12 protein-coding genes are annotated in these 13,134 nt (G+C 72.0%); 6 read left to right on the top strand and 6 right to left on the bottom strand.

The window, feature by feature from the left end; translation table 11 throughout:
- Positions 1-46: 46 nt before the first annotated feature.
- The 3 genes from bla to ACN20J_RS38955 all read right to left on the bottom strand — a co-directional run bounded on the left by bla (position 47) and on the right by ACN20J_RS38955 (position 2,528).
- Positions 47-922 (bottom strand): class A beta-lactamase, encoded by an 876-nt coding sequence (bla, locus tag ACN20J_RS38965; RefSeq protein ID WP_419669032.1) that lies wholly within the window; start codon positions 920-922, stop codon positions 47-49.
- A 225-nt stretch (positions 923-1,147) separates the two neighbouring features.
- Positions 1,148-1,801, bottom strand: a complete 654-nt coding sequence (locus tag ACN20J_RS38960) for a TetR/AcrR family transcriptional regulator (protein ID WP_189840789.1) — start codon at positions 1,799-1,801, stop codon at positions 1,148-1,150.
- A 91-nt stretch (positions 1,802-1,892) separates the two neighbouring features.
- Entirely contained in the window at positions 1,893-2,528 is a 636-nt protein-coding gene (locus ACN20J_RS38955) for a TetR/AcrR family transcriptional regulator (RefSeq protein WP_189840788.1), read from the bottom strand.
- A 147-nt stretch (positions 2,529-2,675) separates the two neighbouring features.
- Here ACN20J_RS38955 and ACN20J_RS38950 point away from each other — a divergent pair, with 147 nt between their 5' ends.
- The 4 genes from ACN20J_RS38950 (at position 2,676) to ACN20J_RS38935 (ending at position 8,642) form a co-directional block, all read left to right on the top strand.
- Positions 2,676-3,803: a VOC family protein gene (locus tag ACN20J_RS38950; RefSeq protein ID WP_419667725.1), complete on the top strand. Its 1,128-nt coding sequence runs from the start codon at positions 2,676-2,678 to the stop codon at positions 3,801-3,803.
- Positions 3,804-3,872: 69 nt separating this feature from the next.
- Complete coding sequence (locus ACN20J_RS38945) at positions 3,873-4,823, top strand: fumarylacetoacetate hydrolase family protein (RefSeq protein WP_419667724.1); 951 nt, start codon at positions 3,873-3,875, stop codon at positions 4,821-4,823.
- A 103-nt stretch (positions 4,824-4,926) separates the two neighbouring features.
- A complete protein-coding gene (locus ACN20J_RS38940; protein ID WP_419667723.1) occupies positions 4,927-6,630 on the top strand; it encodes a bifunctional 3-(3-hydroxy-phenyl)propionate/3-hydroxycinnamic acid hydroxylase in 1,704 nt (567 codons plus the stop codon).
- Complete coding sequence (locus tag ACN20J_RS38935; RefSeq protein WP_419667722.1) at positions 6,627-8,642, top strand: acetoacetate--CoA ligase; 2,016 nt, start codon at positions 6,627-6,629, stop codon at positions 8,640-8,642. The genes ACN20J_RS38940 and ACN20J_RS38935 overlap by 4 nt, the downstream gene beginning before the upstream one ends.
- A 145-nt stretch (positions 8,643-8,787) precedes the next feature.
- Here the strand turns inward: ACN20J_RS38935 and ACN20J_RS38930 are convergent, their stop codons facing one another.
- Positions 8,788-10,392 carry an MFS transporter gene (locus tag ACN20J_RS38930; RefSeq protein ID WP_419667721.1) on the bottom strand — a complete coding sequence of 535 codons (1,605 nt, stop codon included), beginning with the start codon at positions 10,390-10,392 and terminating at the stop codon, positions 8,788-8,790.
- 199 nt (positions 10,393-10,591) lie between these two features.
- Between ACN20J_RS38930 and ACN20J_RS38925 the strand changes: the two genes are divergently transcribed.
- Positions 10,592-11,236 (top strand): TetR/AcrR family transcriptional regulator, encoded by a 645-nt coding sequence (locus ACN20J_RS38925; RefSeq protein WP_189840782.1) that lies wholly within the window; start codon positions 10,592-10,594, stop codon positions 11,234-11,236.
- Between the two features lie 58 nt (positions 11,237-11,294).
- The gene (locus ACN20J_RS38920; RefSeq protein ID WP_419667720.1) at positions 11,295-12,098 is read left to right on the top strand and encodes a DUF2993 domain-containing protein; all 804 of its coding nucleotides are present in this window, start codon (positions 11,295-11,297) and stop codon (positions 12,096-12,098) included.
- Positions 12,099-12,233: 135 nt separating this feature from the next.
- Here ACN20J_RS38920 and ACN20J_RS38915 read toward each other — a convergent pair whose 3' ends face one another.
- Together ACN20J_RS38915 and ACN20J_RS38910 are read right to left on the bottom strand one after the other, a co-directional pair.
- Positions 12,234-12,980 carry a sulfite exporter TauE/SafE family protein gene (locus tag ACN20J_RS38915; protein ID WP_419667719.1) on the bottom strand — a complete coding sequence of 249 codons (747 nt, stop codon included), beginning with the start codon at positions 12,978-12,980 and terminating at the stop codon, positions 12,234-12,236.
- The gene (locus ACN20J_RS38910; protein WP_419667718.1) at positions 12,977-13,117 is read right to left on the bottom strand and encodes a hypothetical protein; all 141 of its coding nucleotides are present in this window, start codon (positions 13,115-13,117) and stop codon (positions 12,977-12,979) included. The genes ACN20J_RS38915 and ACN20J_RS38910 overlap by 4 nt, the downstream gene beginning before the upstream one ends.
- Positions 13,118-13,134 lie beyond the last annotated feature (17 nt).

Raw genomic sequence — 13,134 nt, 5'->3', positions numbered from 1 at the left:
GGGACACGGATGTCCCCGGCCGCTGTGTCGCAGGCGCCCTGTCCCGTCAGGTGAGTTCCGCCGCCACCAGCGCTGCCGCCCTGGCAACCAGCGGGTTCTCCGTGGGTCCTTCGGCGGCGTGCTTGGTCGACAGGACGGACAGCACCAGGGGCGGACGGCCGGGAGGCCATACGACGCCGACGTCGTTGGCGACCCCGTACGACGAGCCGCCGCCGGTCTTGTCCGCGAGGATCCAGTCGCTGGGCAGGCCGGCGCGGAAGCGCTCGGTGTTGGTGGTGTTGGCGATCAGCCACCCGGTCAGCCGTTCGCGGTCCTCGGCCGGGAGCGCCCTGCCGATCACGAGCCGCGCGCCGGTCTGCCCGATGGCGCGCGGGCTGGTGGTGTCGGACTTCCGCCAGGGTTCCGCCGAGTTCAGCTCGGGCTCCCACCGGTCGAGCCGGGTGATCCTGTCCCCGGTCGAGCGGGCGAACCGGGTGATCGCGGTCGGTCCGCCCAGCTCGCGCAGGAGGAGGTTCGCGGCGCCGTTGTCGCTCTGGGAGACGGCGGCGGAGCACAGCGCCTCGACCGTCATGCCGTTCGCTACGTTCTCGTCCGTGCTCGTGATCGGGGCGTAGCCCGCGGCCGTGACGTACTCCTTGGTGTACCGGATGCGCCGGGCCAGGAACTCGCCGTCGCGGTCGAGGTCCCTCAGGACGGCCGCGGCCGTGAGCATCTTGAACACCGAGCACATCGGGAAGCGCTCGTCGGCTCGGTAGGCCACGGTCCGGCCGGTGGCCGTGTCGTGGGCGAAGATCCCCAGGCGCGCGGAGTACTCCCGCTCCAGGTCACCCAGCTGTCCGGCGAGGCCCTCTCCGCCGGGGGCCGAAGCGTGCGCCGCCGTCGGCACGGTGACCGCCAGTGCCGCTCCGGCGCCCAGGGCCAGCGCCGTACGACGGCTCGGACGCGAGCTGAAGCGGGCGGCACGAGAGCCGGGACCAAAACTGGAGCTGGAACTGGAACTGGAGCTGGGACCGGAGCGGGATCCTGTGGTGTCCAAGGCCGTACTTCCTGTTCGTGCGGGCGGGACGTTCCTTCCGATGATCAAGACGCCACGACACGACGAACCGGTTGCCTCACACCCCATACGCCCCTTACGCCACATACGCCTCTACGCGTCGGTGGCCTCGGCGGCCTCGGCCCGTTCCTCCGACGCCACGCTCTCGACGACCGCGGACGCCTCCTTCTCCGGTACGCCCGCCGCGACCAGCGTGGCGATGGCGGTCCGTGTCCCGTCGTCCTCCCATGCCCCTGTGTTGACGCTTTCGAGCAGGGAGATGGTCAGGGCCTCCAGGCCGGAGCTGAGGACCACCGCCGGCAGGTGCTCGTGGAACACACCCGCGCGCTGCCCTCGTTCGAGGACGGCCGTCGCCACGTCCCGGGCCGGGGCCAGCACCTCGGACACCCGCTCCACGCCCAGATCCTGGCGGGCGAGTGCCAGGAGCAGCCGGTACCGGTCCCCCACCGACCAGATCGACAGGACGAACCGCGCGAACGCACGATCGGGCGCCTCGGCCTCGTCCGGCAAACGGGCCACGACGCCGCGCAGGGCCTCGGACGCCTCCTCGGCAAGAGCGTCCAGCAGGGCCGCACGCCCCGGGAAGTGCCCGAAGAGCGTACGGCGGACCACGCCGGCCGCCCGCGCGATCTCCTCCAGGGTGACGTCGGGGTTCCGCCCGAGCTCCTGGCGGGCGGTGGCGAGGATGCGGGCCCGGTTGGAACGCGAATTCCTTCGCAACGGCTCACGGACCACGGGCTTGGGCACGGCACGTCCTCGCGGATACAGGGGGTGGAAGGGCTCTCCGATTCTCCCACGGAGGCGGGCCACGGCTCCTGGGCCCGCCCGGACCCGTCCGTCAGGCGAGGTCGGGGAGTGGCCGCCGGGCGACGTCGTGGGCGTCGTCGGCCGGGACGCCCAGCATGCGCAGGACCATCTCGGCCAGGTTCACGGCGGCCTCGTCGCCGTCCATGTCGGGGCGGGTGAACCTCAGCTCCACCAGGGACAGCAGGGTCCCGCCCAGCGCGGAGAGCGCGACGGTCGGATCGACGGGGGAGAACCGGCCGGAGGCGACGCCGATCTCCAGGTCGCGCAGGGCGCGGGGAGCGAGGCCGCGGTCGGAGTGGAGGTGCTCAAGGCCCCGGCGGCGCAGGATCTGCATCAGCTCCGGATGCGAGTCGGCCATTCTGGCGCTGAGCCTGAAGCCCGCCGCGACGAGTTCCGCCGGGTCGTCGATCCCGCTCAGGCGCTCGTCGAAGGTCTGGCCGAACTCCTCCAGGGCGTCCACGACGGCCGCGTCGAACAGCTCCGCCTTCGACGCGAAGTGGTTGTAGAAGGAGCCGAACCCCACGTCGGCGCGCTCCGCGATCGCCTGGATGCTCACGCCGGTGTCACCGTTCTCGGCGAGGATCCGCCGGGCCGCGCGCACGAGCGCCTGGCGCGTCTCGGCGCGACGCCGTTCGAACCGGTTGCCGGGCGGGGCTTTCGTAGGCATGCGCAGAGTCTAGTCACGCCATGGACACACATCAGACGCCGATCACAGTTCTGATGGATTCATCAATTAACACTCCGGACCCCTTGACGGGGGACATCGTCAAACTTGATGATTTCATCATTACGGCGATGTTGCTTGGAGAAGACGATGACCAGGACAGCCCACCAGGACCTCCACAGCGAGCAGGGCGCCCTGCGGGGCGAGCACCCCGGACGCTCCCGAAACCCCGTGATCAAGGTGGCCGACCTGGCCTGGCTCGAGTTCGAGAAGCCCGATCTGGACCGCGCCGAGGTCTTCGCCCGCGACTTCGGTTTCGGTGTCGCCGCCCGCACCGAGCACGAGCTGTGGCTGCGCGGCACCCTCGCCGGCTCGCCCTGCATGGTGATCCGCGAGGGGCGTACGTCCCGCTTCGTCGGACCGGCGTTCCGCGCGGCCGAGCGGGCCGATCTCGACCGGCTGGCCCGCGCCACCGGCTCCGACGTACGGGACCTCGACCGAGCGGGCGCCCCCGACGGCGGCAGCGCCGTGGACCTCCTCGACCCCTCGGGCTTCCCGGTGCGCGTGGTGCACTGCGGCGAGGATCTGCCCGCGCTGCCCGAACAGGGGCCGCTGCTCCTCAACTTCGGCACCGACCACCCTCGCACGAACGCCACGCAGCGCCCGCCCCGCGAGCCGTCCCGCATCCAGCGCCTCGGCCATGTGGTCCTGGAGACAAGGGTGTTCGGCCGTGCGCTGGACTGGTATCTCGACACGCTCGGCATGATCGTCAGCGACTTCCTCTTCCTGGACGGGCAGCGCGACCGTGGCCCGACGATGGCGTTCATCCGCTGCGACCGGGGCGGCCTGGCCGTCGACCACCACACCCTGGCCATGCACCTGGGCCCCGGCAACGGCTATGTGCACTCCGCGTACCAGGTGACCGACCTGGACTCGATCGCCGCGGGCGGGGAGTACCTCAACGAGCGTGGCTACAAGCGCAGTTGGGGCATCGGGCGGCACATCCAGGGCAGCCAGCTCTTCGACTACTGGCGCGACCCCGACCGCTTCATGCTGGAGCACTTCGCCGACGGCGACCTGTTCTCCTGCGACCTCGAACCCGGCTGGGCGCCCATGTCGACGAGCGGCCTCGCCCAGTGGGGCCCGCCCGCCACCCGCGACTTCCTCGGCGCGAGCCCCTCCCCCGCCCGGATCCGCGACATCGTCCAGGCCCTGCGCGGCGACAACGAAGTGGACCCGGCGCGCCTGCTGGGCCTGCTCAAAGCCGTGAACTCCTGAATCCCTCGACTCCTGAATCCCCCGACTCCCGATCCCCTGCCCTCCCCACCCCCTGATGAAGGCAATGACATGAGCACCAACGTCCTCCGCACCGCCGACGGCTGGTGGGTGGTGCGCGACACGCGCGCCGTCCGCATCGAGACCAAGGCCGTCACCACCGCCGACCTGCTGGCGGACCTCGCCGCCGTACGGGAAACCGTCCGGGAGGCCGCCGCCTCCGGCGACACCGGCACGGCCGTCGCCGACCTGGTGGCGCTCTCCCCCGTCACGACGCCCTGCCGGGTGGTCGCCCAGATGGTCAACTACCGCAGCCACGCCCGCGATTCGGGCTTCACCGGTGACATCCCGCCCACCTTCTTCCGCAAGGCGTCCGGCTCGGTGAGCGGCCCGGGTGAGGCGATCGTCCGCCCGTCGCACGTGCAGTTCCTCGACTACGAGATCGAGCTCGGCCTGGTGATGGGCGCACCCCTGCCGGTGGGCACCGTCGTCACCGAGCAGGACCTGCCCTCGTACGTCGCCGGGCTCGTGGTCACCAACGACGTCAGCGCCCGTGACGTACAGCTGACCAAGACGCAGTTCTACGAGAGCAAGTCGTACCCGACCTTCACGCCGACCGGGCCCTTCCTCAGTCTGCTGGAGCCGGAGGAGTTCGCCCATCTCCTGGATCTGCGGCTGAAGTTGACCGTCAACGGCGACCTGCGCCAGGACCGCACCCTGGCCGACATGATCGTCCGCCCGGCGCAGGCGCTGACCCTGCTCGCGCGCTTCCAGACCCTGGACCCCGGCGACCTGCTGCTCACCGGCACCCCGGGCGGCACCGCTCTCAAGGCCCCGCCCAAAGCCGTCGAGAAGGTCGGGGCGCTCCTGCCGCCCGCCCTGAAGTGGAAGGCGTTCTTCAGGAGCCAGGCCCGGAATCCGCACTACCTGCGCGACGGCGACCTGATCACCGCGGCGATCGCCACACCGGACGGGCGGATCGACCTCGGCGAGCAGCGCACCACCGTGACCGATGCCCAATGACCCACTCGCCCTGCCCTACGTGCCCTGAACACCGCGCAACGACCACCGCGCGGTGACAGACGCGCCCCGACCGTCGCGAACCGAGAGCAGAAGTGAGCCGCACATGACCGTCGACCAGGCCGCCGGGGCACGGGACACCGCGCCCAGGTCGGCACACGTACCCGTGGTGATCGTCGGAGCCGGGCCGGTGGGCGTGACCGCCGCCCTCCTGCTCGCCCGGCGCGGCGTACGGGCCGTCGTCCTCGAACGCCACCACGACATCTACCCGCTGCCGCGTGCCGTCGCCGCCGACGACGAGGTGCGCAGGATCCTCCAGGCCGCCGGGGTCGGAGACGAGTTCGCCGCGATCGCCCGCCCCGCGCAGGGGCTCCGGATGCTGGACGGCCAGCACCGAGTGATGGCCGAGTTCCCGCGCGCCACGCAGGGGGCGCACGGGTTCCCGCAGACCAGCATGTTCGACCAGCCGGAGCTGGAGCGGCTGCTGCGTGACGCCCTGGCCCGCCGCCCGGAGTGCGATCTGCGGACCGGGGTGGAGGTCGTCGGCATAAGTGTCGGCGTGGCTGTCGGCCCGGGGGTGGGCATCGGCGGGGGTGTGGGCGTCGACGGGGGCCAGGACGGGAACGGCCCCGTCCGGGTGACCTTCCGTCGTGACGGCGTCGAGGAGCACCTGTGGGCGGACGCCGTCCTCGGCTGCGACGGCGCGGGCAGCCTCACCCGCGACGCGGTCGGCGCCGGATGGCAGGACCTGCGCTTCGAGGAGCGCTGGACGGTCGTCGACGTGCGCACGAGCGCCCCGGTCCGCTGCTGGGAGGGCGTCGAGCAGATCTGTGATCCCGACCGGCCGGCGACCTTCATGCGCGTCGGCGAGGACCGTTACCGCTGGGAGTTCCGTCTGCGGGACGAGCCGGAACCGGATCACGAGCGGCTGCGCGAGCTGATCGCTCCCTGGGTGGATCCCTCGTACGGCGCCGACCTGGAGGTGGTGCGGCAGGCGCAGTACACCTTCCGGGCCCGGATCGCCGACCGCTGGCGCCGGGGACGGGTCTTCCTGCTCGGCGACGCCGCCCACCTCACCCCGCCGTTCATCGGGCAGGGGTTGGGCGCGGGGATGCGTGACGCCCACAACCTGACGTGGAAGCTGGCCCGTGTCCTCCAACAGGGCGCGGACGAACGGCTGTTGGAGACCTACGAGAGCGAACGCAAGCCGCACACCCGGCATGCGATCCGGCTCGCGGTCACGATGGGCTGGGCCATGACCGGCGGCCAGGACGGTGCCGCCGCCCTCCGCCGCGGCGTCCTGGGCGCGGCCTTCCGTATCCCCGGCCTGCCCGCGGCAGCCGCCCGCGACCTCAGCCCGGCCCTTGCCGCGGGGCCGCTCGTGCGCCGACGCGCCCTCCGGCGGACCCGCTGGGGCGGTCGCGGTCTCGTGGGTGGAATCTGCCCGCAGCCGTGGGTGACGGCCGACGGGTGGCGCGTACGTCTCGACGAGCTGCTCGGCGACTCCTTCGCCGTACTGACCGCCTCGCCGCCCTCGCCCTCGCTGCGGGCGGTCGCCGACGGACTCGGCGCGCGGACCGTCCCCGTGACCGACCTCGGCGACGACGGCCGGCTCTCCGCCTGGCTGCGCGCGGGCCGGGCGGACGCCGTACTGCTGCGTCCCGACCGCGTCGTCATGGACGAAGTCCCGTCCGGCGCCGCCGACTTCACCGACATCGCTGGCTGGGCGCCCCTGCTGCACAGCGCACGGAAGCCTCTCCCAGCCCAACAGACCACCGACACAAGCCTGTTGAGGAGTGCCACACGATGACCAGGCCGTACCCGGACCCCTTCATGACTCCCGATCCGCAGGCCGCGGCGTCCAGTCGCATCGTGGACTTCGCCCGCCGGTCCGCCCGGTACCGGGGCGTGGGGGCGGGCGCCGACCACACCGACTACGCCGCGCTGCACCGCTGGTCCGTCACGGACCTGGAGGGCTTCTGGGGTGCGGTGTGGGAGTACTTCGACATCGACGCGGACCGTCCGTACGAGCGGGTGCTGGCCGAGGAGACCATGCCGGGTGCCCGCTGGTTCCCCGGCGCGACCCTCAACTACACCCACCACGCCCTGCGCGGGCTGAGCCCCGACCGGCCCGCGGTCATCGCGCTGGACGAGACCGGTTCGGCCCGCCCGGTCGGTGCCGGTCAACTGCGTGCCGAGGTCGCCTCCGTCGCCGCGACCCTGCGCGACCTCGGCGTGGGCATGGGCGACCGGGTCGTCGGCTACCTCCCCAACACCCCGCACGCCATCGTGGCGTTCCTCGCCGCCGCGAGCCTCGGCGCCGTCTGGTCGGTGTGCGGCCAGGACTACGCGCCGAAGGCAGCCGCCGACCGCTTCGCCCAGCTCGAACCCACCGTCCTGATCTCCGCCGACGGCTACCTCTTCAACGGGACAACCCACGACCGCCGCGAAGCGGTCCTCGAACTGGCCCGTGCGCTACCGACGTTGAAGGCCACCCTGCTCGTCGACCACGTGGGCCTGCCGCGACTGCCCCACAACTTCCCGTCCCTGGCCGTACCGTGGGAGGACGCGGCCACCCGCACGGAGCAACTCGCCTGTACGCCGGTGCCGTTCGACCATCCGCTGTGGGTCGTCTTCTCCTCCGGCACCACCGGCCTGCCCAAGGGCATCGTGCACGGCCACGGCGGAGTCCTGCTGGAGCACCTGAAGACCCTGGGCCTGCACTCCGACCTCGGCCCCGGAGACCGGCTCCTCTGGTACACCACCACCCACTGGATGATGTGGAACCTGGTCGCGTCCACCCTGCTGACGGGCGCCACGACCTGTACGTACGACGGCAGCCCGGCACCGCTCGCCCGGCCCGACCTCCTGTGGGAGCTGGCCGCCCGGCACCGGGTCACCGTCTTCGGCACGAGTCCCCAATACCTGCTGGGGATGGCCAAGTTCGGCATCGACCCGTCCGTGCACGACCTGTCGTCCGTCCGCGTGGTCGGCTGCACCGGCTCCGCGCTGCCGGCCTCCGCCTACCCCTGGGTCCACGACCACGTCGGCGACCGCGTCCTGCTCGCCTCCATCAGCGGCGGCACGGACGTCGTCTCCGGCTTCGCAGGCAGCGCGCCCACGACGCCTGTCCGGGCGGGGGAACTGTCGGCTCCCCACCTGGGCGTGGCGCTGGCCGCGTACGACGCCGAGGGGCACCCGGTCGTCGACCAGGTCGGTGAGCTGGTGGTCACCCGCCCCATGCCGTCGATGCCGCTGCACTTCTGGAACGACCCCGACGGCACCCGCTATCGCGACGCGTACTTCTCCACGTACCCCGGCGTGTGGCGGCACGGCGACTGGATCACCTTCACGGGGCACGGTTCGGTCATCGTGCACGGCCGCTCCGACTCCACCCTCAACCGCAACGGCGTACGGCTCGGGAGCGCGGACATCCACGACGTCGTAGAACGGCTTCCGGAGATCACCGAGGCCCTGGTCATCGGGGCGGAGGAGCCGGACGGCGGCTACTGGATGCCGCTGTTCGTGGTCCCGGCGGCCGGGGCGGTCCTCGACGACGCGCTCCGCGACCGCATCCGTGAGGCGATCCGCGCCGGTGTCTCGCCGCGCCACGTCCCCGACGAGATCCTCGAAGTCCCGGCCGTCCCGCACACCCGCACGGGCAAGAAGCTCGAAGTCCCCGTCAAGCGGCTGCTCCAGGGCGCGCCCGCCGAGCAGGTCGTCCACCCGGCCACCGTGGACGCGCCCGAACTCATCGACTACTACGCCCGATTGGGAGCCGAACGCCGCGCGCGGACCGGCATCGATCCCGCCCGTTCATGAGACGGGCGGTGCCGGGCGTCCCGTCCCGGCACCGCCCGGGCCGTGCGCCGCTCGGGCACGACCCGTCAGGGGTGGAGGAAGGCCGGACCTGAGGTCCGGCCTCCTGGTGACCGGCTCCGTCCGGAACCGACCCGCGTGTGCGTCCTCAGCCGACGTCCACGCGCTCCTTGGTGCTCTCCTCCAGCTCGTCCTGGTCGCGCTTCGCGGCCTTGCGGCCGGGCAGGACCGCGAGGACGATCATGGTTCCGGCGGCCATGATGATCCCGCCGATCAGGCTGGTGTGGGCGACACCGTGGGCGAAGGACTCGTGCACCGCGTCGATCAGGGCCTGGGCCTGCTGGGGTCCGGCGGAGGGGGTCTTCGCGATCTGCTCGGCGACCGCCAGACCGCCGCCGACCGAGTCCTTGGCCGTCTCCAGCGCGGAGGCCGGCAGCTGCCCGCCGACCAGGTCGGCCAGCCGGTCCTTGTAGGCGGTGGCCAGCAGCGAGCCCAGTACGGCGATGCCGAGGGAGCCGCCGAGTTCCAGCGCGGTGTCGTTGGCGCCGCCGCCGACGCCCAGCTCGCTCTCCGGGAACGAGCCCATGATGGTGTCGGTGGCCGGGGACACACTCAGACCGATCGCGAACCCGAGCATCATCATCGGCGCCAGGAAGTCGGCGTACGTGGAGCCCGTGTCGATCAGGGTGAGCAGGAGGACGCCCGCGGTGCCGATCACCATGCCGGACACCACCATCGTCTTCATGCCCAGCTTCGGCGTCAGCCGCCCGGTGGCCGCGGCGCCGACGAACACCGCGCCGGCCAGCGGCAGCAGACGGACGCCGGTCTCCAGCGCGTTGTAGCCGAGGACGAACTGCAGGAACTGGGTGGAGTAGTAGATCGCCCCGAAGGTGCCGAAGAAGAAGAACAGCACCGCCAGCATCGAGCCGCTGAAGGGACGCTGGGCGAACCTGCGCACGTCCAGCATCGGGTGCGGGTGGCGCAGCTCCCAGAGCACGAAGGCCGGCAGGCCCACGCCCGCGATCACCGCGGCGGCGACCGGGCCGGTGCCCCAGCCGAAGTGCGGGCCCTCGATGATCGCGTAGACCAGCGCGCCGACCGAGACGATCGACAGCAGTCCGCCCACGTAGTCGATCCGGCCCGCGTTCGCCGCCTTCGACGGCGGCACCAGGACCAGCGCGCCGATCACGGCGACGACGGCGATGGGGACGTTGATCAGGAAGGTCGAGCCCCAGGCGTGGTCCTCCAGGAGCCAGCCGGCGACCAGCGGGCCGACCGCGATGGCGAGGCCGGAGGTGGCGGTCCAGGCCGTGATGGCCTTGGCCCGCTCCCGCTTCGGGAAGACCGCGACCAGCAGGGACAGCGTGGCAGGCATGACCACCGCCGCGCCGACGCCCATGATCGCGCGGGCCGCGATCACCAGGCCCGTCGCGTCGACCAGGCTGCCCATCACGGAACCGCCCGCGAAGATCACCAGGCCCGCGACGAGCGCGCCCCGACGGCTGTACTTGTCGCCGATCGAGCCGAGGACCAGCATCAGCGCGGCGTACGGAACGGTGTAGCCGTCGATGACCCACTGCAGGTCGCTGCTGCTCAGGCCCAGGTCCTGGGTCATGTCCGGCGCCGCCACGATCAGTGACGTGTTCGCCATGACCACGATCAGCAGACTCAGACACAGCACCAGCAGGGCGAGCCAGCGCCGTGAGTACGGCCCTGCCATCTTCTCGACGGGTGTGTTGGCGATGAGCGGCATCGGAGGCTCCCAGGGGGTGAGCGGGACGAGCGGGGCGACTTAATTGCCCACTGATGTGCAGACTAGTTTATTGCCCGTCCATGTGCAAATATTGCGGCAGCCCTCCCTGCCCCCGCCCGCTCACCTGCCCATTTGCCTGCCTGCTGTCCTGCTTGCTGCTGTCTTCTCCCTGCTGCCTGTTGTCTGCCGAGGTGCCGATGTGACCAGCCCGTCAGCGACGCACGAACCCCTCAGCCGTACGGCCCGCGCCACCCGCACGCGCATCCTGGAAGCGGCTCGGCGGGAACTGGGGCGCAACGCCGACAGCAGCCTCGGTGACATCGCCAAGGCCGCGGGGGTGGCGCGTCGGACCGTGTACGCGCACTTCGCGGGGCGGGCCGCACTCGTCGGGGGGCTCGCGGCGGACGCCGGGGAGGCGATCCGCGTCGCGATCAACGTCATCGACGCGTCAGCCCCGAGCCGGGGTCCGGCCCCGGATGCCGCGAGTGCCCTGGCGCGGGTCGTCCTCACCCTCTGGCCGGTCGGTGACCGCTATCGCACGCTCATCGGGCTGACCCGCCAGGACCTGGGGGCCAACGGGTTCAGCGGGCTCCTGGCTCCCGTCCGCGACACGGTCGCCGGGATCCTCGCCCGCGGCCAACGACAGGGCGTCTTCCGCACCGGCGTCCCGCCCGGCCCGCTCAGCAGAGCCCTCGAAGCGCACATTCTGGCCCTGCTCGACAGCGTCAACTGCGGGATCTGGGCCGACGACGGCACGGGCGCCGCCACCACCACTCTGATCGCCGCGGGCGCCGACCGCGATGTCGCGGCCTCGACGGTTCGCAGCCTCCGCGATGCCAACTAGCCCGGAAACAAGGTGACTCGGGCGCCCATCGACCCCGTACAACACGACAGGAGAACCCATGTACCGCCCCCATGCCGAATACCGCGACGACTTCGACCACCGGTCGGACGCCGCACGGACGCACCGGCTGCCGCTCGTCATCGCCCTCACCGCCCTGTGCGCGCTGATCATCGTCCCCGTGGTGGTCGACCGCGTCGCGGCGGCGCGGGTGGAGTCGGGTACGGCCGAGGCGTTCCAGGAGGGCATGGGTACTGCCACTCGGCCCGAGGTCCATGTGCGCGGTTTCCCCGTGCTGACCCAGGTGGCGTCCGGCACTCTGCGGCACGTGGACATCACCGCTCGCGACATACCCGCCGACGAGGCCGCCCGCCCGCTCCCGGTGACCGAACTCGACCTGAGGCTCGACGACTTGCGGAAGTCGGACGACGGCAGCGCGGCCCGGGCGCGCAGCGCCGAAGCGACCGCCCGTCTGTCGTACACCGACGTGTCCAACGCCCTCGGTCTCGAGGTGTCCCAGGGCGACCGGCCCGGCCGGATCAGCGCGAGGATCGCGATGCCGTTCGGCGACGGGATCACCGTGACGGTGAAGGTGTCGGCGGTCTCCGGCAACCGCATCGCCTTCGAGGACTTCCGGGTGACGAGCGGTGTACTGCCCGACGCCGGTGAGGCACTGCTCGACAAGGTCTTCGAGGAGCCGATCCAGCTGCGGAACATCCCCGACGGCCTGAGTCTTCGCTCGGTCACCACCACGGCCGACGGCCTCACCGCCCACTTCTCGGGCAAGTCGGTCACCTTCCGCCCCGACGACGCGGCACAGAGCGGCGCCTCTCAGGGCGACTCGGAGCGGGGAAATCAGGTGTAGCGGAACGCGCAGCGCAAGGAGGCGATGACCGCCCTCGCCCGCTCGGCGGCTGCGCAGAGCAGCGGCCGGCGTGGTCTCGCCGACCAGATGACCCGAGGCGTACAGGTCCTGGAGTGATCGAGTGGCCGGAGCCCGTCACACCGCCGTGTCGATGAGCATGAGGGCGGCCACCGACAACAGCACCAGGGCGAAGACCCGTTGGAGCGTGGGGCCTGACACCTTCGCGGCGAGGCGTTTGCCGTCCCACGCGCCGAGGATCGCGGCCCCGGCGAAGGGGGCGATGACAGCCCAGTCCAGGCCGTCGGCCGTACCGGCGCGCATCATGAGCGCGGCGAGCGAGTTGACGGTGATGACGAGCAGGCTGGTGCCCACCGCCTCCCTCATCCGCAGGCCGAGTACGCCCACGAGTGCCGGTACCGCGAGGAAGCCGCCGCCGACTCCGAGTACGCCGGTGACCGCGCCGAGCCCGCCACCGGCCGCTGCGGCCCGCGCGGACCGGACCGGCCGGGCGTCGTCCGAACTCTTCCGGGCGCGCAGCATACGTACCGCCGCCACCGCCGCGACCACGGCGAAGGCCCCGGTCAACGTGGCGTCCGGCAGTCTTCCCGCGACCGCGCCGCCCAGCAGCGCCGGGCCGATGCCCGCCGCCGCGAACAGCGCTCCCGTACGCCAGCGGACCTGGCCGTCGCGTGCGTGGCCGGACAGTGCCGTGGCCGAGGTCGCGGTCACGATGAGGAGGCTCGCGGTGCTGGCCGCGACCGGGGTGAAACCAAGCAGATAGATCAGGGCGGGAACGGCCAGCACACTGCCACCGCCCCCGAGCGCACCGAGCGCCAGCCCGATGACGGCACCGGCCGTCAGGGCGAGTATGAGAGGGCTCACGCCATCGTGCCGTTCTCATCGCCGCCCCCGCCGCCGCCCTCCGCGCCGACGGGGCTGTGCCTGACGGAGGCCGCCGCGTGGTGCGCGGTGACCTGGCGGCCGGGAGCACGGGGTATGAGGAGGGGGTACGTCGGCACGGTCTTGCTTCCTTCCG

Origin of the sequence: Streptomyces sp. 2-1, assembly GCF_048564895.1 — a bacterium.
In the GTDB taxonomy this organism is placed as follows: Bacteria; Actinomycetota; Actinomycetes; order Streptomycetales; family Streptomycetaceae; genus Streptomyces; species Streptomyces phaeochromogenes.
This window is presented reverse-complemented; position numbering and strand designations above follow the sequence as displayed.

What these genes read in the sequence shown, in the direction of transcription:
- ACN20J_RS38955 (WP_189840788.1), bottom strand. Translation starts at nt 2,528, where the DNA reads ATGCCTACGAAAGCCCCGCCCGGCAACCGGTTCGAACGGCGTCGCGCC.
- ACN20J_RS38950 (WP_419667725.1), top strand. Translation starts at nt 2,676, where the DNA reads ATGACCAGGACAGCCCACCAGGACCTCCACAGCGAGCAGGGCGCCCTG.
- ACN20J_RS38945 (WP_419667724.1), top strand. Translation starts at nt 3,873, where the DNA reads ATGAGCACCAACGTCCTCCGCACCGCCGACGGCTGGTGGGTGGTGCGC.
- ACN20J_RS38940 (WP_419667723.1), top strand. Translation starts at nt 4,927, where the DNA reads ATGACCGTCGACCAGGCCGCCGGGGCACGGGACACCGCGCCCAGGTCG.
- ACN20J_RS38935 (WP_419667722.1), top strand. Translation starts at nt 6,627, where the DNA reads ATGACCAGGCCGTACCCGGACCCCTTCATGACTCCCGATCCGCAGGCC.
- ACN20J_RS38930 (WP_419667721.1), bottom strand. Translation starts at nt 10,392, where the DNA reads ATGCCGCTCATCGCCAACACACCCGTCGAGAAGATGGCAGGGCCGTAC.
- ACN20J_RS38920 (WP_419667720.1), top strand. Translation starts at nt 11,295, where the DNA reads ATGTACCGCCCCCATGCCGAATACCGCGACGACTTCGACCACCGGTCG.